An 18,167-nucleotide genomic window follows, 5' to 3' on the forward strand; every position below is an offset into this window, starting at 1 on the left:
CGGATTGCAATTTCCGCATCCATTCATATGATGCGTGTCATCTAACACGGACAGGCGCCGTGCGCGAACCAGGAGAGCAGTTGCATGTCCACGTCCGATCCCGTCGTCATCGTTTCCGCAGTTCGCACTCCTCTTGGCCGCTTTCAAGGCGACCTCTCGTCGTTCAGCGGGCATAATCTCGGATCCCACGCTATTGGCGCAGCGCTGGAACGAGCCAAACTGTCGCCCGACCAGATCGACGAAGTTCTGATGGGCTGCGTTCTTCCCGCAGGACAAGGTCAGGCCCCTGCCCGCCAGGCTGCGCGCGGCGCGAAACTGCCCGACGCCACCGGCGCCACCACGATCAACAAGGTGTGCGGCTCGGGCATGAAAGCCACGATGCTGGCCCACGATCTCATCAACGCAGGTTCGGCAAACATTGTTGTCTCTGGCGGCATGGAAAGCATGACCAATGCGCCATACCTTCTTCAAAAGGCACGCGGCGGCTATCGCGTCGGTCACGACCGCATCATCGATCATATGATGATGGATGGTCTCGAGGACGCCTACGAGACTGGCCGCTCGATGGGTGACTTTGGCGAAGCCGCCGCAGAAGCCTATCAGTTCAGCCGCAAGGATCAGGACGACTACGCGGTTGAAACGCTGACGCGGGCGCGCAACGCAGTCCAGAGTGGCGCTTTCAAGAAAGAGATCGCGCCAATCTCGGTCAAGGAAAAGGCAGGAGTTCGTGTTGTTGAAAACGACGAACATCCGCTGAAGGTCGATCCCGCCAAAATTCCCAACCTGAAGCCGGCGTTCCGCCCCAACGGCACCATTACCCCTGCAGCTTCGTCGGCAAATGCCGACGGCGCGGCCGCGCTGGTGTTGACCCGCCGCTCGATTGCGGAACGCGAAGGTCTGCCGATCCTTGCAGAGATCAAGGGCCACTCGACGCACAGCCAGGCTCCTGACTGGTTCACGACCGCTCCCATTCCAGCAATCCGCAAACTGCTCGAGAAGATCGGCTGGAGCGTTAGCGACGTCGATCTGTTCGAGATCAATGAAGCCTTCGCCGTAGTGCCGATGGCAGCAGCGAAAGATCTCGGAATTCCGCGTGACAAACTCAACGTCAATGGCGGAGCGTGCGCGCTCGGTCACCCGATCGGCGCAACCGGCGCGCGGCTTATCGTGACGTTGTTGCACGCGATGGAGAAGAACAACGTTCAACGCGGTATCGCCTCGCTTTGCATCGGCGGCGGCGAAGCAACCGCCATCGCCGTCGAGCGCAAGCTCAGCTGATCGGCTTTGCGCTCTCGAATAGGGCACCGGCGGAACTTCGCCGGTGCGCGAAGCCGCACACCCGGCGAACGGGCTGCGTTACCTCTCAGCAACCTGTGGTGAGATCGTGAAACGAAACAGCTCCATACGACGGATAGTCGTCACCGGAATGGGTGCCGTATCGCCGCTTGGCTGCGGCGTCGAGAGCAACTGGTCGCGGCTGATCGCCGGTCAGTCCGGCATCCGCGCACTATCTGATAATGTCGCCGCCGATCTGCCGGTTAAGGCTTGTGGCACCGTGCCCGATATCGTTGACGATCCGGAATTCGGCTTCGATCCCGACCGCGCAGTTCAAAAGAAAGACCAGAAAAAGATGGATCGCTTTATCCAGTTCGCCATGCTGGCGGCGGACGAAGCGATTGCACAGTCCCGGTGGGTGCCTCAGGATGCGCGTTCGCGCGAGCGCACGGCGACCATCATCGGCTCGGGTGTCGGCGGATTTCCCGCCATTGTCGATGCGGTTCGCACCGCCGATGAACGCGGCGTGCGTCGGCTGTCGCCGTTCACCGTCCCGTCGTTTCTCGTCAACCTTGCCGCCGGACAGGTTTCGATCCGCCACGGTTTCAAGGGACCGCTGGGCGCACCCGTGACCGCATGCGCAGCCGGCGTACAGGCAATCGGAGACGCCGCGCGCCTCTTGCTCGCGGGTGAAGCGGACGTAGCAATCGCTGGCGGTGCGGAAGCGTGCATCGATCGTGTAAGCCTCGGCGGATTTGCCGCTGCCCGCGCGCTCTCCACCAATTTCAACGATGAGCCGCAACGCGCGTCACGTCCCTTCGATCGCGACCGCGATGGCTTCGTTATGGGCGAAGGCGCAGGCATCGTGGTCATCGAAACGCTCGACCACGCACTTGGTCGCGGCGCAACGCCGATTGCCGAACTTGTTGGTTATGGCACGACATCCGACGCCTACCACATGACGGCCGGACCGGAAGATGGCGACGGCGCTCGCCGCTCGATCGAAATTGCCCTGCGCCAGGCCGGCATCTCGCCGATCGAGGTTCAGCACCTCAACGCTCATGCGACCTCGACGCCGGTCGGCGACAATGGTGAACTCGCAGCGATCAAGGCTGTGTTCGGCACGGAAGGACGGGTTGCAGTCAGTTCCACAAAATCCGCCACCGGTCATCTGCTTGGTGCGGCAGGCGGGCTTGAGGCCATCTTCTCAGTGTTGGCGCTGCGCGATCAGATCGCTCCAGCCACGCTCAATCTCGATCACCCAGATGCTGCCGCGGAAGGCATCGACCTCGTGCGTGGTGCCGCGCGGCCTATGGCCATAGAGCATGTGCTGTCAAACGGCTTCGGTTTCGGCGGAGTCAACGCGAGCGTTTTATTCCGGGCGTGGTAGTGGCTGCCACTCGGTTGTTCTTCGCAAGCAGATAGTCCCGCGTCGCGGTCGTCGCACCACGTCCAGGCTTGTACATCAGTTCGTCGGACGACACAGGCCGGCCTGAAGCGGTTCGTACAACCAGCGGCTTGATCGGCGCACCGCTTTCGCGATCAACAGCAATGACCGGTTCGTTGCCGGGTCCGGATACCCAGCGGTCGCCCCATTGCATGATCGCCATCAGCGGGGCCTGAAATTCCTTTGCCTTCTGTGTCGGAACGTACTCGAACCGCGTTCCGCGTTTGCCGACATCCATCTGCGCCAGCATCCCCTCTTCAACCAAGTGCCGCAACCGGTCGGTCAGCGTATTCCGCGCGATGCCAAGACCGCGCATGAAACCCTCAAACGTACGAACGCCTGCCAGCGCGTCGCGCAGGATCAGGAGGGACCATGAATCGCCGAGCATCGCGAGCGCCCGCGCGATCGAACAGTTCAACCGGACGAATGAGGGCTCACGCATACCAGTCATTTCCTTCATTTAGTTGCTGATCAAGACTAGTTGTCATATTGGACTAAGAATAACATTTGTGGCTCGGTCGCAAAGCGGCGATTTTGGGAGGACACCATGCACAGCGTTCAACTCAATGCGTTTGGCAAGCCATGGGAAGTAGTTGAAACCGTCACTATTCCCGATCCGGGCGCCCCCGGAGCCGGCGAAATCGTTGTCGATATGGAATTCTCGCCGATCAACCCCTCGGATCTCGTGCTGATGCGTGGCCTTTATGGCGTGAAGCCAAAACTGCCCGCACCTGTCGGTTCTGAAGGTGTGGCGCTCGTGGTCAAAGTCGGTTCCGGCGTCGCTGGAATCAAGGAAGGCGACCGCGTGCTGTTCCCAAGGGGGACATCAACTTGGCTGACGCGCAGCAAGGTCAAAGCCGATGGGCTGTTTGCATTGCCACCCAGCGCGAACCCACAGCAGCTCTCGATGCTGATGGTGAACCCTCCGACTGCTTACCTTCTGTTGACGGAGTATGTCTCCCTCAAGAAGGGAGACTGGATTATCCAGAGCGCCGGCAACTCGGGGGTCGGTCGTGCGGTCATCGCCATCGCCAAACATATGGGAGTCCATACCGTCAGCATCGTGCGCCGCCCCGAACTCGTCGACGAGTTGAAAAGGCTCGGCGCTGATGTGGTTCTGGTAGAAGGCCCTGATCTGGCCAAGCGGGTTGCGGAAGCGACAGGCAAAGCGAAGATCATGCTAGCGCTGGATAGCGTCGGTGGACCGGGCCTGATGCCACTGAACGACTGCCTGGCCAATGGCGGCACACTGGTCGCTTATGGCGTGATGAGCGGCGGGCCGGGTCCCTTCTTCACGGCGCCGAACATCTTTCGCGACCTTACGCTCAAGGGTTTCTGGCTGTTGAACTGGTTCAACAAGAGCACGCCGGCGCGCGTTGTTGAGGTTCAGAAGAAGATGGCCGGGTGGGTCGCGGACGGAACGATTTTCACGCCGGTGGAAGCAACCTATCCGCTGATCGAATCCGCAGCCGCGATTTCGCACGCCGCCAAAGGTACCGGTAAAATCCTTTTCAAAGGCTCCTGAGACCACGCTGCGGAACTTACGGCTGGACCTCGATAAGGCACCCCGGCCAACCGGCGATGCATGGCAGGCTTTCCTGTTCAGCACCGCCGGACTGGCCTAGAAAAGAACGGGCGTCACCGGAGTGCCTCATGACCCAACCTGCCATCGACGACCGCAACGCCGATCAAATCGCCTACTGGAACGGTCCAGCCGGCCGTCACTGGACCGACCGGCAGCAGCTTCAGGATGTCGTCCTTGGGCCCGTGTCTGAAGTCCTGATCGATCGCGCCACCGTCAAGACCGGGGAAACCATTATCGATGTCGGCTGCGGCTGCGGAGCTACCTCCTTCGATCTCGTGAAAGAGGTCGGTCGCACAGGGCGCGTTATCGGTGTCGACATTTCGGAGCCGATGCTGGGCCGGGCCCGGGAGCTTGCACCGGCAGGGGCGCCGGTCGAGTTTGTTCTGGCCGACGCGACAGTGCATCCATTTGCCCCGGCGAACGCCGACCTGCTGTTTTCCCGTTTCGGCGTCATGTTTTTTGCGCAGCCATCGGACTCCTTCGCAAACATGCGCAAAGCTTTGCGTCCGAACGGCCGCCTTGCGTTCGCTTGCTGGCGCACGCCGCGCGACAATCCCTGGATGATGCTCGGCCTCCAGGAAGCGTACAAACATGTTCCTAAGCTCCCGGAAATGAAGCCGGAGGATCCGGGTCCATTCTCGTTCGCCAGCGAAGACCGAGTTCGCCGCATCCTAGGCGAGGCAGGCTTTACCGCCATCGGTATGGAACGAATCGACCTGTTGCTCGATATTGCAACCGGCCGCGGGCTCGAAGCAGCCATCGAGACAACCCTTGCCATCGGCCCCACCAGCCGCGCGCTTGAGAACCAGCCGCCAGATAAAATCGAGGCGACGACGCAATCGCTTCGCGCTGCGCTCGCTGCGCATCAAAAGGGCGATACGGTCCCACTCGGCGGTTCGATCTGGATAGTGACTGCAGCAAACGGCCGCTAGCCTTCCGGCATCGTCACACTGCCTCCGCCATCCCTGCTCACCCGCGAATCGGAACCGATCGCCTTCGGAAGCGATTATCGAAGGTCGGGGCAATGCGGAGACGGTCATGGCGCGAAAGTATTCCAAAGCAGCGACGAAGAAAGTCGCGCGTGCATTGCACAAGCGAAAAAAGGGCACGTTGAAGAGCGGAAGATCAGGCAAAACAGTCAAGAGCCGAAAGCAGGCAATCGCGATCGGCCTTTCGGAAGCACGAAAGGAAGGGAAAAAAGTGCCCGCGAAGAAGAAATCCCGCACAACGAAAACAGCAAAGAAAGCCGCAAGCGATCGAAAAAGTAACGTGTCCCCCGCTCACTGACTTTCATGAAAGCCACACAACGCGGACAACACAACCGAAGGAAGGGGTTATCCGCAGGAACGCGATCCCGCCCGCTCGACAAGGCCAAAACGGGCTTTTAGTCTGCGCCAAACTCGAAACGGGGCGAGGAGATGCGACGCGGGATTTGGTGTGCGCTGGCGCTTGCGGTTGCTTTATTCTCGCAACCCGCAACAGCCTTCGCACAGACCGACTCCAGCGCCGAAATCACCTTCTGGAATTCGGTGAAGGACTCTCGGAATCCCGCTGAGATAGCGGCCTATCTCGATAAATATCCAAACGGGACCTTCGCCCCAATCGCCAAGATACGTCTTGAATCGCTCAAGCCTAAAACTCCAGCACCGCCTGCCGAGCAGTGGGCCGCTATCGGTTTCGCGGCACGCGGAGCATGGGGGGCTGTTTGGCAAAAGACGACGCGCGACGAGGCTGAGGCGCGCGCGCTGACCCTGTGCGTCAACAACGGCGGCCGCGGCTGCAAGATTTCCTCAACCACCAAATGCGGCGCAATGGCCTTCTATACGACCCGCATCCGCCGAACCCGTTATTGGGGAGCCTACACCGCCGAAGGCGCAACACTTGGCCAGGCCATTGATGCTGCCTCGGCACGCTGCCGCAAGGAGGGCCGCAGCGCGGCAGATTGCAACATCCGCGCTTCGTTCTGCGCCGACGGCAGCCACAAGAGCTGATCGCCTCGCGTAAATGGGCCGCGCATTTTATTCCGCCGGGATCACATCCACCGCCACGGCGAGCTTTTGTTTGCGCGATCCGACGATCACACCATCGACAGGCGAAACATCCGTATAATCGCGACCCACAGCCAGAACCACGTGATCGTTGCCAATCACCAGATCGTTGGTCGGATCGAAACCCATCCAGCCAAGCTCCTCACCGCACCAGACCGATACCCATGCATGCGTCGCATCCGCGCCCTGAAGCCGCGGGCGCCCTGGTGGCGGGGTGGTTCGCAGATACCCGCTGACATAGGCCACCGGGAGTCCCAAACCGCGCAGCCCTGCGATCATGATGTGTGCGAAATCCTGGCACACCCCGCGCCGCTTCTTGAAAACGTCCTGCAAAGGCGTCGCGATTTCCGTCGCTTTGGAGTCGTAAACAAAGTCCTGATTGATCCGCCGCATCAGGTCTGCCACTGAGCCGAAAATTCCACCTGCCGTCGAAAAGCTCGCCGCTGCATAGTCGGTGATCGGTGACAGGATCGGCACCAGCGGGCTTGCGAACAGGTAACCCACCGGAGAACTTGCCGCGAGGTCGTTCGTCGTGAAGGCCGCCTCGCGCACCTTCTCCCAAGGCGGAGATTTCATATCCCGAGATGGCGGGATGCGCGCGACGTCCACGCGCGAGCGCGCATCGATACGCAGAACGCGATGGGCAGCCTCGATCACAATGCTTTCAGTGCGGGTACCGAAAAAATCGGTTCTGAGCGTTCGTTCCAATGGAATCGGCTTGATCTCGACGCTATGCGAGATCAACTGCTGTCCATCGCCAGTTTTTGGTTCGAGCCTCAGCGAACACCGTGCGAAGCTGACCGGGCTTTCATAGGAATATGTCGTGACATGACGGATGTCGTAGATCACGCGAACCCCGTCAGCTTCTCCGGGCGCAATGCGCTACTGCCATGCGGAAAATAATGTGAACCGATGGCATCGGCGAGGTTGAGCAAATTTTGCTCGAGCGCGAACAGGGCTTTGGTGTCGAACGCCTCTGCCTCACCCGCCGTCATCGCGGCTTGAAGCGTCACAGCGAGACGATGCGGCGGATCAATCAACCCGCCTTCTCGCATGCTCGGAAGACTGGCGATGTGCTCATTGAGCGCGGCGATCTGAAACGCCACCGAACGCGGATTGTATGTATCCAACACCACGAGGTCGCGTACCGGTGCCAGCAGTGGTCCCACCAGATAGCGAGAGCGATAGGTAATCTGGCAATCGACCAGGGTCAGCAGTAGATCAAGGTCCTCGCCCGTCGCGGTGTCATAGGCGAACTGGCGGGCAAAACGCGCGGTGTTGATCGCGCGTTCGACGCGTCGCCCCATTTCGAGAAAGCGCCAGCCAGCCGCGCGGTTCATGTTCTCCTGCGCCAGGCCTGCGAATGTCGCCAGCGACTGCAGCGTCCATTCCGCCGCCTCCAGCAGAGCCTCGTCGTCCTCGGCCCTTTCCGACAGACGCTCCACCATGCCGGTGATGACATGCCATGCGTCGGGGGACAGCCGCTCGCGCAACGTCCTTGCCGTGCGCTGCGCCGAGCGAACCAGCGAGAGCGCGGAGCCGAATTTGTCGTGCGCCTGCAACGACTGCGCGGCGGTAGTAGCCAGCTTGGCGCGCGCCGAGGGCGTGGTCGCCCCCCAGGCAACGAGCAGCCGCTGAATCCGTTCGATCACCGGCTGCATAGGCGACGGGCCCTTGCCAGGTTCGCGCAACGCGCCACCCAGCCCGCGCACCAGCCGCAGCGTAGCTTCCGCGCGTTCCAGATAGCGGCCGAGCCAGAACAGATTGTCCGCTGCGCGGCTAGGCACCCACCCGGCGATGCGCTTTATGCGAACGGAATCGCTGGGCGGCAGCAATGTCGAGGTGGCGACTTCCTTCTCCGACACCACCCAGACGTCGGCCGCTCGGGTACCCTCACCCATAGACACGGCGCGCGCATCGGGTTGATCGGCGATACGGCAAAATCCACCCGGCAGAATGGTCCAGCCGTTTGGTGTCGCGGCAGCAAACACCCGAAGCACGAACGGACGCGGAGAGATGTGTCCCATGTCCCAGACCGGCGTGGTGGAAAGGCGCACCATCTCCTGCCCGACATAATCGATCCCGCGCTTATTGATGGCGTCTACCAGTTGTGCGCGCTCTTCCCTGGACAGCGAGCCGCCGATAATCGGACCACGCCCGGGAAATCCGGGCACCGACTGGCCATAAGCGCCTTCGATTGCCATTTCGTCGAGCCGCGACAGCACCTCCTCGCGCGCCGATTTTTGTCCGCACCACCACGTCGCGATATGCGGCATCTTCAGCCCTTCGCCGAAGAAGCGATGGCTCAGGCTGGGCAGAAATCCAGCAACGTTCGCGCTTCCATCACGCCGGATCCGGGCATGTTGGCCACTGCTACACCGCCCTTTCTGACGACATCGATCAAACCCGGCACACCAAGCATGGATCGTGCGTCGAGTTCGAGCGGATCGAGCGAATTGGAATCGACCCTCCGCAACAGCACGTCCAGCCGTTTCAGACCTGCAACGGTGCGAACATGCAGCCGATCCTCGCTCACCGCGAGATCGTCGCCCTCCACCAAAAGAAATCCCAGATAGCGCGCCAGCGTGGCGTGTTCGAAGTACGTCTCGCTCAAATTGCCGGGCGTCAACAGGCCGATGCGCGGCTCGTCGCGATCCGCGATTCCTCGCAAACTATCGCGGAACGCTTCAAAAAATGGCGCGACTCGTTCGACATTCATCGATGTGTAGAGGTTTGTCAGCGCGCGCGACAACACCAGCCGGTTCTCAAGCGCATAGCCCGCGCCGGATGGCGCCTGTGTGCGATCATTCAACACCCACCAGCGTCCGTCGGGGCCACGGCCGATGTCGGCGGCATAGAGATTGAGATATTGGCCACCGGGCGGCGACACGCCGCTGACGGAGCGCAGATATTCTGAACTTCCTGCGATAGCGGCCGCAGGCAACGCCCCATCGGCGATCAATCGGCCTTCGCCATACAGATCGCGCAAAATCTGCTCGAAAAGCTCTGCCCGCTGGGCGACACCTTGCGAAATCTGATTCCATTCGGCTTCATCGATCAGCAGAGGCAGGTGACTGAGCGGCCACATCCGGTCTGCCGCGTCCCCCGGCGTCCGGTAGGTAACGCCAGCCTCGCGCATGTGCTGATCGGCGGACGCAAAACGGCGCTCAATTTCGCCCGGCGCTAGCGTGGAGAACGCATCAAAGAACCGTGCCCAGACCTCACGGGGCTCGCCTTTGGCGTCGAGAAACTCGTCGGGGATTCCCGGGAGTGGTGTGTAACCACGCGTGCAGTCAAGAAGGTCTTGCTGCACCCGCCGCGATCCGGTCTCTCCGTTCCTCGTGTCCGCCATCCCGACTCGCTTTCTGCTTTCCGCGATAATTTCGCCGATTATGGCGGCGGCCTCAATGCGGGGGTGGCGTCCGGAGGTCCAGAGTCAGGGGAAATTCGAGGGTTCTTTCCTCGGAAGGCACGGATATTGGGCCGGGCGAGTGGCCATGATCCTGAAACCGTGCCAGCCGCCGCGCCTCAGCTTCGTAGCTATTGACCGGTTTGGTCTCGTAGCTGCGCCCCCCGGGGTGAGCGACGTGATAGACGCAGCCGCCGAGCGAGCGTCCATTCCAAGTATCGATAATATCGAAGGTCAGTGGCGCATGAACCGGGACGGTCGGATGAAGCCCGGACGATGGTTGCCAAGCCTTAAAGCGCACGCCGGCAACGCCCTCACCTGAGCGCCCGGTATCTGTCAGCGGCAAGCGACGGCCATTGCAGGTGACGACGTGCCGTCCCTGGACGAGACCACTGACCTTGACCTGCAGGCGCTCCACGGAGGAGTCCACGTAACGCACCGTGCCACCGCCGGTGCTTTCCTCGCCGAGCACATGCCAGGGCTCCAGCGCCTGACGCAACTCCAGCGTCACGCCGCTGTGCTGCACCCTGCCAAAAAGTGGAAAGCGGAATTCAAGCTGCGCCTCGAACCATTCGGGCTCGAAGTCGTAGCCCGCCTCTTCCAAATCCGACAGCACGTCCTTGAAATCCTGCCAGAGAAAATACGGCAGCATGAAACGATCGTGCAGCGTCGTGCCCCAGCGCACAAAACGACCGTCCTGTGGTTCGCGCCAGAACTTTGCGATCAGCGCGCGGATCACAAGTTGCTGCGCCAAACTCATGCGCGCATCGGGGGGCATTTCAAGCGCGCGGAATTCAACCAGACCGAGGCGACCCGTCGGACTGTCCGGCGAGTACAGTTTATCGATGCAGATTTCTGCGCGATGGGTGTTGCCGGTAATATCCACCAGCAGATGCCTGAACGTGCGATCGACCAGCCACAGCGGGACTTTTTCGCCTTTCGGCGGGATCTGTGCCATGGCGATTTCGAGTTCATAAAGAGCATCGTGTCGCGCCTCGTCGATACGCGGTGCCTGACTGGTCGGACCGATGAACATGCCCGAGAACAGATACGATAAAGATGGATGGCGCTGCCAAAACAGCACCACGCTCTTGAGCAGATCAGGCCGTCGCAGGAAGGGCGAATCCGCAGGAGTCCCGCCGCCGATCACGACATGATTTCCGCCGCCGGTGCCGGTGTGGCGGCCGTCGATCAGAAAACGGTTCGCGCCGAGGCGAACATGCGCCGCCTCCTGGTAGAGACCGATTGTCGTATCGACAATCTCGCGCCAGTTTTTTGCCGGATGAACATTGATCTCGATCACGCCGGGATCAGGGGTGACTTTGATCACCTCGACACGCGGGTCGTAAGGCGGCGCATAGCCTTCGACATGAACCTGAAGTTTCATGTCCTCAGCGGTCGCCTCGACCACGGCGATCAATTCAAGATAATCGTCGAGCTTCTCGACCGGTGGCATGAACGCACACAGAATCCCGTCACGGATTTCGATCGACAAGGCCGTGCGGACACCGCCCTTGCCGTCCCCAACCTGCTGCTCCTGGATGAACTGACGCGGCGCGACGCCCATCTGCGAGCCGTCGTCGAATACGGGAGGTCGCGCGGCCGGTTCGGGTGGTGGTGAGCCGCCATCGAACACCGGCAGCGGTCCGCGTTCCTCCATTGGATCCTGCTCGACGATGTAGGGATAGTCTTCCGGCGGAATCCATTGCAACGAACTCATTGGCAGCCGCAGCCCGAGCGGCGAATCGCCTGGCATCAGAAACAGGTTTCCACGCCGCAAATTCCATTTCTCGCTGCGCCAGCGGCTCGCAGCTTTCGCGTTCCAGCGCTGCACCGGCAGCACAAAACCACGCGGCACGTTCAATCCCTGCTGAAACACCTGCGCCATCCGCGAACGCTCTTCGGGATCCGCCAGTTTTGAATCGCTCGGATCAACGTTGCCGGGAAGACTGTTCTCCTTCAGCAACCAGTGTGCCTGATCCTCGTAAGCGGGAAGTACATTGCTCGCATCCACGCCCAGTTTCTCGGCAACATGCGCTGCAAACTTTTCCGCCTGCTCAATCTTCGCCGAGCGCGGACCTTCCATCGGCGCGATCAAATCCGGATTTCGCCAGATCGGCACACCATCTTTGCGCCAGTAAAGCCCGAACGCCCAGCGCGGCAGACTCTCGCCGGGATACCATTTGCCCTGTCCGTAATGCAGCAAGCCTCCCGGCGCGAACCGCGTGCGCAAACGACGGATGAGGTCGTCAGCGATACCGCGCTTTGTCGGGCCGACCGCAGCGGTATTCCACTCGGCAGATTCCAGATCGTCGATAGAGACAAACGTCGGTTCACCACCCATCGTCAGGCGCACGTCGTCCGCCGCCAGATCAGCATCGATCTTTTCGCCGAGCGAATCGAGACGTCGCCAGGAGTCATCAGAGAATGGCTTGGTGATGCGCGGCGCTTCATTGATGCGCGTCACCTTCATTTCGAAGCCAAACTCGACGTTCGCCGAACCGACGTTGCCGCTGATCGGCGCGGCCGTTCGGTAATGCGGGGACGCGGCCACGGGAATGTGCCCCTCACCTGTCAGCATACCGGATGTCACGTCGAATCCAATCCATCCAGCGCCCGGCAGATAGACTTCCGCCCATGCATGCAGATCCGTGAAATCAGTCTCGACTTCGCGCGGTCCCTGTAGCGGGTCGATGTCGGGACGCAATTGAATGAGATAGCCCGAGACAAACCGCGCGGCCAATCCGAGATGGCGCAGCGCCTGGATCAGAAGCCACGCGGAATCGCGGCAAGAACCTGCACCGCTTTGCAGCGTTTCCTCGGGCGTCTGGATGCCTGGCTCCATGCGGATGACGTAGCTGACCCTGTCGCGCAGCTTTGCGTTGAGATCAACGAGGAAGTTCACCGTGTTGGTCGGTTCGCGCGGAATGCTTGCAAGATACTGCGCAAGCGATGGTGTCACAGGTTCGGTCTTCAGATATGGCGCGAGTTCGTCCGCGATATCCGGCGGATACAGAAACGGAAACGTTTCGGCATAAGGTTCGACAAAGAAATCGAACGGATTGACCACCGCCATGTTGGCGATGAAACCCACCTCGATCTTGAACTCGCGTGTCGGTTCCGGAAATACGAAACGCGCGAGCCAGTTCCCCTGCGGATCCTGCTGCCAGTTGACGAAATGCGTCTCGGGCAGAACTTTCAGCGAATAGCTGGAAATGCGGGTGCGGGAATGCGGCGCCGGCCTCAGCCGGATGACCTGCGGTCCGAGGCTGACTGGCTGGTCATACTTATAGCGTGTGACGTGGTGCAGGGCGACGGCAATGGACACGACGCGACAACCTCGATGGCTCGTTTTTTGAGCAGAACACCTGAACAAGCCGCTATCAAGCGCTAACAACGGGCAAGGACTGCCTAACGCATTGGCGAATCGAGGTTTCGTGCCGAAATTCCGAGCGATTTGATCCGCGACGCCAGCGTGGTCGGCTTGATGGCCAGCAGTTCCGCTGCGCCGCCCTTTCCGAAAACCTTGCCGCCGGACACCTTCAGCGCCGCCAGAATGTTGTTGCGCTCGTGCTCACGCATTTCATCATCGGTCATGATGGGCTGCGGTGAATTCTCGGGACGGCGCGATGCGGCGAGTAATTCAGTTTCGCCCTGCTGGATCGGCAGATCAATCCGCAGCCGGCCGTTCTGAGCCAGGATCGCCGCGCGCTCGATCACATTCTGCAGTTCGCGAACGTTGCCAGGCCAATCATATAGCATCAGGCGGCGCACATCGCCTTCCGACAATCGCAGATCGGACTTGAACGATCTGCTTTCGCTGGCCAGGAAATGCTGCGCCAGCAACGGAATATCCTCGCGACGATCACGTAGCGGCACGGTCTCAACCGGAAATACGTTGAGCCGGAAGTAAAGATCCTCGCGAAAGCGCCCCTGCTTCACCTCCTGTTTCGTGCAAATCACAATGTCGGGCAAATTCCTGCCGTACAAATATTACGGCGCAACCGGAAATCAGCAAGAGTACGGCTTCAAGGAAGGCTGACTTTCCGCGAGATCATGGCATCAGGCGGATGGCGTCGTTAAAGAAATCCGGACCGCCGAAATTACCGGACTTCAGCGCCATCACGGCCTCACCCTTGCCCCAACCGACGCAACGAAGGACCGGAACGCCAGCGGCGATTTCTGGTCCGACCAGAAACGCCGGGATGCCAAGACGGTCCACCACGGCGCCGGATGTCTCGCCTCCCGCGATAACGAGACGCCGCACACCGGCGGCAACAAGCCCCTCGCTGATCGCGGCCAATGTCTGCTCGATGGCGTGACCTGCGGCATCGCGACCGTGTTTGGCCTGAAGCGCTGAAACCTGATCAGGCGTCGAACTGCTGGCAATCAGCACGGGTCCCTTGCCGATATTCGCCCGCGCCCATTCAAGCGCGCGTTCCGCTTCCGCTTCACCCGCAACGATCTCTTCCGGATCGAGGTGCAGCACCGGCATCGATTTTTCCACCTGCGCGATCTGCGCCAGCGTCGCCTGTGAGCAGCTTCCGGCAAGGCATGCAACTGGCCCTCCAATCGCTTTGTGATCCGAGCCCGATGAAGCCGGCGTTACCTTGCCCGACGCGACCAATCCTCGCGCGAGTCCAAGCCCCATCCCGGACGCTCCAACCGACAACCGATGATCGAGGGCAACCTGACCAATAACTTCAAGTTCGGGATCGAACACAGCATCGATAACGGCAGCGCCAGCCCCCTGCTTCGCTAACTCGGCGAGGCGCGCTCGGATCGCGTCGGGACCCTTTGCGACAGCCGCGAGATCGACAAGACCGATCCTGGACCTGCTCTGCCGCGCCAGCACGCGCACCAGATTGGAGTCATGCATCGGATTGAGCGGATGATCCTTCAGCGGGCTTTCGTTGAGCGGGACACTGCCGACGAACAGGTTGCCCTGATAGACCGTGCGCCCCGTGCCTGGAAACGCGGGCGTCACAAGCACGATGTCGTCGCCCGAGTCCGCGCGCAGTGCATCCATCACCGGGCCGATATTCCCGGCGTCGGTGGAATCGAATGTCGAACAGATCTTGAACAAGATATGGGATGCACCGTGGGCCCGAAGCCATTTGTCGGCCTCGCGCGACCGTGTCACCGCCTGAGATGCCTCGATAGAACGGCTTTTCAACGACACCACTACTGCATCGACATCGGGCAGCGCCAGCGCATCGTTTGGGACGCCAATGGTCTGCACTGTGCGCAAACCGCAACGGGTCAGCATGTTGGCGAGATCAGATGCCCCAGTGTAATCGTCGGCAATGCAGCCCAGCGCCAGCGTCACGCGCGCGCTCCCGTTTTCGCGGCATACGGCCCGAACCAGCTGAGGCCATCGACCGTATTTCCCTTCGGTCGATACTCGCAACCAACGAAGCCGTTATAACCGAGCCGGTCCAGTTCATCGAACAGGAACGGGTAGTTCAGTTCCTCTCCCGCCGGTTCGTTGCGTGAGGGCACACTGGCGATCTGGATATGTCCGATTATCGGCATCATCTTCCGCAGGGCGATGGTGACGTCGCCGTGAACGATCTGCCGGTGATAGATATCGAATTGCAGTTTCAGGTTCGGGATGTTGAGGTCGCCAATCACGCCTGCGGCAAAATCGAAATCGTTGAGAAAATAACCTGGCACGTCACGCGGATTGATCGGCTCAAGCATCAGATCGACATTTTCCTTGGCCAGCGCCTCCGCGGTCCATACCACAGAGCGGCAAAATGCATCGACCGTTTTTGGGTCGCTCCGGTCAGCGATGCCCGCCATCAAATGCAGGCGCTTGACGCCCGTCGCTTTGACGTACGGGAGAGCCTGCTTGACGCTAGCCTGCACATCGGCGAAGCGGTTCGGCAAGGCGGCAAACCCACGCTCACCCTTGTTCCAGTCACCTGGAAACAAGTTGAACAATGCTTGCGTCAGGCCATTGCGGTGAAGCCGCTCGCCAACATCGTCAGGCGAATGCTCATAGGGAAACAGAAATTCCACTGCCGCGAAGCCCGCTTTCGCCGCTTCGTCGAAGCGATCGAGAAACGGTACTTCGTTAAACATCATACTGAGATTGGCGGCAAAGTGAGGCATCTCGGCTCCTAATACACAGTCAGTTCTTTTCCCCAGGCAGTTTCGTTCCCGTCACGCGCGCATACATTCGCGCCACCGAGGCATCGTCATCGCGGCCCATACCGGCAGCGGACGTCATCAGAAACATCTGCAAGGCAGCCGCCGATACGGGCACCGGGAATTTCGCGGTTCGTGCCATGTCCTGAATGATACCGAGGTCCTTGACGAAGATATCGACCGCGCTACGCGGCGTGTAATCTCCGTCCAGCACATGCGGCATTCGGTTCTCGAACATCCACGAGTTTCCTGCGGATGCCGTGATCACTTCATAAACTTTGCAAATGTCGAGGCCCTGCTTCGCCGCAAAAGCCATCGCTTCGCTGGCGACAGCGATATGCACTCCGGCCAGCAATTGATTGATCATCTTGAACGCGGCACCCTGCCCCGGCTCATCGCCAAGTTCGTAGAGCTTTGCGGACATCGCGTCGAGCGCCGGCCTCGCTTTGGCAAATGCCGCCTGACTGCCGGACGCAAGAATGGTCAATTCGCCCTGCGCTGCACGTTGCGCCCCACCGCTGATCGGCGCGTCGAGGTAATGCCTGCCGCTCGCCTCAAGCTGTTTAGCCAAGCTCCTGGCCACGTCCGGGTCCATCGTCGCCGAGGATATGAAAACCGCGCCTTTCGGCAGCGTCTCGGCGACGCCTTTAGCACCGAACAGGATAGCCTCAGTCTGCGCCGCGTTCACAACAACGCTGACCACGGCATCGGCGCCGTCTGCTGCCTCTGCCGGCGACGATGTGCCCCGGGCCCCCTCTGCGGCAAGGCGCGCAATGATGTCCGATGCAACGTCACAGCCCGCCACGTCGAATCCGGCACGCATGAGCGACAACGCCATGCCAAAGCCCATCGACCCGAGACCGACGACTCCGACGCGCCCAACTTTGATGGACATGTTTCCTCATTTTGTTGCTTGCTCGTACGTTGGCGTCGAGCGGTTAGAGGTTTGGTAGCATGGCTCGTGGCGCGTCCAAAATGGCATTTGAGCCGCGTTCAAAACCGTGGGAAAAAGCGAGCCGAAAGGCGGCCCCATGACGGAAACACGGCTTCGCGATCAAATTTGCCAATTCGGCCGCTCATTGTTTGAACGGGGCCTGACCCCGGGGTCTTCAGGGAATATCAGTGTCCGCCTTGACGATGGCGGCTGGCTGGTTACACCGACCAATGCCTCACTCGGCTTTCTCGATCCCGCCCGTATTTCGCGGCTGAACGGATCCGGCCGCCTGCTGTCGGGGGACGCTCCCACCAAGGAAATTCCACTCCATGCAGCCCTGTATGAAACGAGGCGTGGCGCACGGGCTGTCGTGCATCTGCACTGCGCCCACTGCGTCGCGTTGTCCATGCTCCCCGAGATCGACCCGAAGGCGGCGCTTCCGCCGCTGACGCCCTATTACATGATGCGCTGTGGCGCGACGGCGCTGTTGCCCTACTTTCGTCCGGGCGATTCTGCGGTGGCGGACGCGATCCGCGGGCTCGCCGGACAATACTCCTGCGTGCTGCTGTCCAATCATGGTCCAGTTGTTGCCGGCGATACACTCGAAGCTGCCGTCTTTGCCATGGAAGAGCTTGAAGAAACAGCAAAGCTCTATTTGATGACCCGCGGCATGAACCCGCGCACTCTAACGCCGGAGCAGGTCACCGATCTTGCCGTCCCGTTTGGAAGCGCAAAACTGGATACCTCGTCATGACTATCACCATTTATCATAACCCTGCCTGCGGAACGTCGCGCAACACGCTCGCAATGATCCGGCAGAGTGGCGAACATCCGAAGGTCATCGAGTATCTCGATACGCCGCCTTCCCGCGACCAACTCGCCTCCCTGATCAAGGCCATGAACATTCCGGTGCGCGCATTGCTCCGCGAAAAAGGTACGCCGTTTGAGGCGCTTGGTCTTGCCGATCCGGCATTGACCGATGACCAGTTGCTGGATGCGATGATGGCCCATCCGATCCTGATCAATCGACCGATCGTCGAGACACCCAAAGGCGTGCGCCTCTGCCGCCCGTCGGAGCTGGTGCTTGAACTGCTGCAAAATCCAGTCACCTCCTTCGTCAAAGAGGATGGCGAGGTCGTCGGTGTCACACAGCCGTAATCTATCTCGGTAAGGGCGCGCTTCAGCCGGCAGTGTATCGGCCCTCGCGATCGCAATATTGGTGGTTGGAAGCCTCGCGTCATCCGCTCAAACGGCTGTCTCCTTCCATAACAAATCACAATCACGCGATACCATCGCGGCGAAATGCTGCGCCGCCA

General features: G+C 60.6%; 14 protein-coding genes and 3 pseudogenes. 9 read left to right on the forward strand and 8 right to left on the reverse strand.

Going from position 1 to position 18,167, the window contains the following annotated elements:
- The first annotated feature begins 84 nt into the window (after positions 1-84).
- Both BN32_RS07815 and fabF read left to right on the forward strand, forming a co-directional pair.
- Positions 85-1,278 carry an acetyl-CoA C-acyltransferase gene (locus tag BN32_RS07815; RefSeq protein WP_019197594.1) on the forward strand — a complete coding sequence of 398 codons (1,194 nt, stop codon included), beginning with the start codon at positions 85-87 and terminating at the stop codon, positions 1,276-1,278.
- Positions 1,279-1,402: 124 nt separating this feature from the next.
- A complete protein-coding gene (gene fabF / locus BN32_RS07820; protein ID WP_082773517.1) occupies positions 1,403-2,665 on the forward strand; it encodes a beta-ketoacyl-ACP synthase II in 1,263 nt (420 codons plus the stop codon).
- Here the strand turns inward: fabF and BN32_RS07825 are convergent.
- Positions 2,634-3,164 (reverse strand): winged helix-turn-helix transcriptional regulator, encoded by a 531-nt coding sequence (locus tag BN32_RS07825; protein WP_040426127.1) that lies wholly within the window; start codon positions 3,162-3,164, stop codon positions 2,634-2,636. The two genes, fabF and BN32_RS07825, sit on opposite strands and share 32 nt — an antisense overlap.
- Positions 3,165-3,269: 105 nt before the next feature.
- On the opposite strand from BN32_RS07825, the gene BN32_RS07830 reads away from it, so the two are divergent.
- The 4 genes from BN32_RS07830 to BN32_RS07845 all read left to right on the forward strand — a co-directional run bounded on the left by BN32_RS07830 (position 3,270) and on the right by BN32_RS07845 (position 6,298).
- The gene (locus tag BN32_RS07830; protein WP_019197597.1) at positions 3,270-4,247 is read left to right on the forward strand and encodes a zinc-dependent alcohol dehydrogenase family protein; all 978 of its coding nucleotides are present in this window, start codon (positions 3,270-3,272) and stop codon (positions 4,245-4,247) included.
- A 128-nt stretch (positions 4,248-4,375) separates the two neighbouring features.
- Positions 4,376-5,239: a class I SAM-dependent methyltransferase gene (locus tag BN32_RS07835; protein ID WP_019197598.1), complete on the forward strand. Its 864-nt coding sequence runs from the start codon at positions 4,376-4,378 to the stop codon at positions 5,237-5,239.
- 106 nt (positions 5,240-5,345) lie between these two features.
- Positions 5,346-5,594: a DUF6496 domain-containing protein gene (locus BN32_RS07840; RefSeq protein ID WP_019197599.1), complete on the forward strand. Its 249-nt coding sequence runs from the start codon at positions 5,346-5,348 to the stop codon at positions 5,592-5,594.
- Between the two features lie 131 nt (positions 5,595-5,725).
- Positions 5,726-6,298 carry a DUF4189 domain-containing protein gene (locus BN32_RS07845; protein WP_040425563.1) on the forward strand — a complete coding sequence of 191 codons (573 nt, stop codon included), beginning with the start codon at positions 5,726-5,728 and terminating at the stop codon, positions 6,296-6,298.
- A 27-nt stretch (positions 6,299-6,325) separates the two neighbouring features.
- On the opposite strand, the gene BN32_RS07850 is transcribed toward BN32_RS07845, so the two are convergent.
- From BN32_RS07850 to BN32_RS07865, 4 genes and pseudogenes are all read right to left on the reverse strand, one after another.
- Positions 6,326-7,204: a transglutaminase family protein gene (locus BN32_RS07850; RefSeq protein WP_019197600.1), complete on the reverse strand. Its 879-nt coding sequence runs from the start codon at positions 7,202-7,204 to the stop codon at positions 6,326-6,328.
- Positions 7,201-9,707: pseudogene (locus BN32_RS07855) on the reverse strand (circularly permuted type 2 ATP-grasp protein). Before BN32_RS07855 ends, BN32_RS07850 begins: the two are co-directional and overlap by 4 nt.
- Positions 9,708-9,759: 52 nt before the next feature.
- Positions 9,760-13,092: a transglutaminase family protein gene (locus tag BN32_RS07860; RefSeq protein WP_019197601.1), complete on the reverse strand. Its 3,333-nt coding sequence runs from the start codon at positions 13,090-13,092 to the stop codon at positions 9,760-9,762.
- Between the two features lie 83 nt (positions 13,093-13,175).
- Positions 13,176-13,715, reverse strand: a pseudogene (locus BN32_RS07865) (AAA-type ATPase lid domain-containing protein); the annotation flags it as partial.
- 1 nt (position 13,716) lies between these two features.
- Here BN32_RS07865 and BN32_RS27615 point away from each other — a divergent pair.
- Positions 13,717-13,806, forward strand: a pseudogene (locus BN32_RS27615) (cyanase); the annotation flags it as partial.
- A 12-nt stretch (positions 13,807-13,818) separates the two neighbouring features.
- Here BN32_RS27615 and otnK read toward each other — a convergent pair.
- Genes otnK through ltnD form a run of 3 tightly spaced genes read right to left on the reverse strand, consistent with a single transcriptional unit; the run spans position 13,819 to position 16,812 of the window.
- Positions 13,819-15,093 carry a 3-oxo-tetronate kinase gene (gene otnK, locus BN32_RS07870; RefSeq protein WP_019197604.1) on the reverse strand — a complete coding sequence of 425 codons (1,275 nt, stop codon included), beginning with the start codon at positions 15,091-15,093 and terminating at the stop codon, positions 13,819-13,821.
- On the reverse strand, positions 15,090-15,881 hold the full coding sequence (gene otnI, locus BN32_RS07875; RefSeq protein ID WP_040425565.1) for a 2-oxo-tetronate isomerase: 792 nt from the start codon (positions 15,879-15,881) through the stop codon (positions 15,090-15,092). Before otnI ends, otnK begins: the two co-directional genes overlap by 4 nt.
- 19 nt (positions 15,882-15,900) lie before the next feature.
- Positions 15,901-16,812: an L-threonate dehydrogenase gene (ltnD, locus tag BN32_RS07880; protein WP_019197606.1), complete on the reverse strand. Its 912-nt coding sequence runs from the start codon at positions 16,810-16,812 to the stop codon at positions 15,901-15,903.
- Between the two features lie 136 nt (positions 16,813-16,948).
- Here ltnD and otnC point away from each other — a divergent pair, with 136 nt between their 5' ends.
- Positions 16,949-17,605, forward strand: coding sequence for a 3-oxo-tetronate 4-phosphate decarboxylase (otnC, locus tag BN32_RS07885; RefSeq protein ID WP_019197607.1), 657 nt, complete (start codon positions 16,949-16,951; stop codon positions 17,603-17,605).
- The gene (arsC, locus tag BN32_RS07890) at positions 17,602-18,009 is read left to right on the forward strand and encodes an arsenate reductase (glutaredoxin) (RefSeq protein WP_019197608.1); all 408 of its coding nucleotides are present in this window, start codon (positions 17,602-17,604) and stop codon (positions 18,007-18,009) included. The genes otnC and arsC overlap by 4 nt, the downstream gene beginning before the upstream one ends.
- Positions 18,010-18,167 lie beyond the last annotated feature (158 nt).

Source organism: Afipia birgiae 34632, from assembly GCF_000308295.2.
Taxonomy (GTDB): Bacteria; Pseudomonadota; Alphaproteobacteria; order Rhizobiales; family Xanthobacteraceae; genus Afipia; species Afipia birgiae.

Excerpts from the sequence above, each read along its gene's own strand:
- BN32_RS07815 (WP_019197594.1), top strand. The coding sequence starts at position 85 with ATGTCCACGTCCGATCCCGTCGTCATCGTTTCCGCAGTTCGCACTCCT.
- BN32_RS07825 (WP_040426127.1), bottom strand. The coding sequence starts at position 3,164 with ATGCGTGAGCCCTCATTCGTCCGGTTGAACTGTTCGATCGCGCGGGCG.
- BN32_RS07830 (WP_019197597.1), top strand. The coding sequence starts at position 3,270 with ATGCACAGCGTTCAACTCAATGCGTTTGGCAAGCCATGGGAAGTAGTT.
- BN32_RS07835 (WP_019197598.1), top strand. The coding sequence starts at position 4,376 with ATGACCCAACCTGCCATCGACGACCGCAACGCCGATCAAATCGCCTAC.
- BN32_RS07840 (WP_019197599.1), top strand. The coding sequence starts at position 5,346 with ATGGCGCGAAAGTATTCCAAAGCAGCGACGAAGAAAGTCGCGCGTGCA.
- BN32_RS07845 (WP_040425563.1), top strand. The coding sequence starts at position 5,726 with ATGCGACGCGGGATTTGGTGTGCGCTGGCGCTTGCGGTTGCTTTATTC.
- otnI (WP_040425565.1), bottom strand. The coding sequence starts at position 15,881 with ATGCCTCACTTTGCCGCCAATCTCAGTATGATGTTTAACGAAGTACCG.
- ltnD (WP_019197606.1), bottom strand. The coding sequence starts at position 16,812 with ATGTCCATCAAAGTTGGGCGCGTCGGAGTCGTCGGTCTCGGGTCGATG.
- otnC (WP_019197607.1), top strand. The coding sequence starts at position 16,949 with ATGACGGAAACACGGCTTCGCGATCAAATTTGCCAATTCGGCCGCTCA.
- arsC (WP_019197608.1), top strand. The coding sequence starts at position 17,602 with ATGACTATCACCATTTATCATAACCCTGCCTGCGGAACGTCGCGCAAC.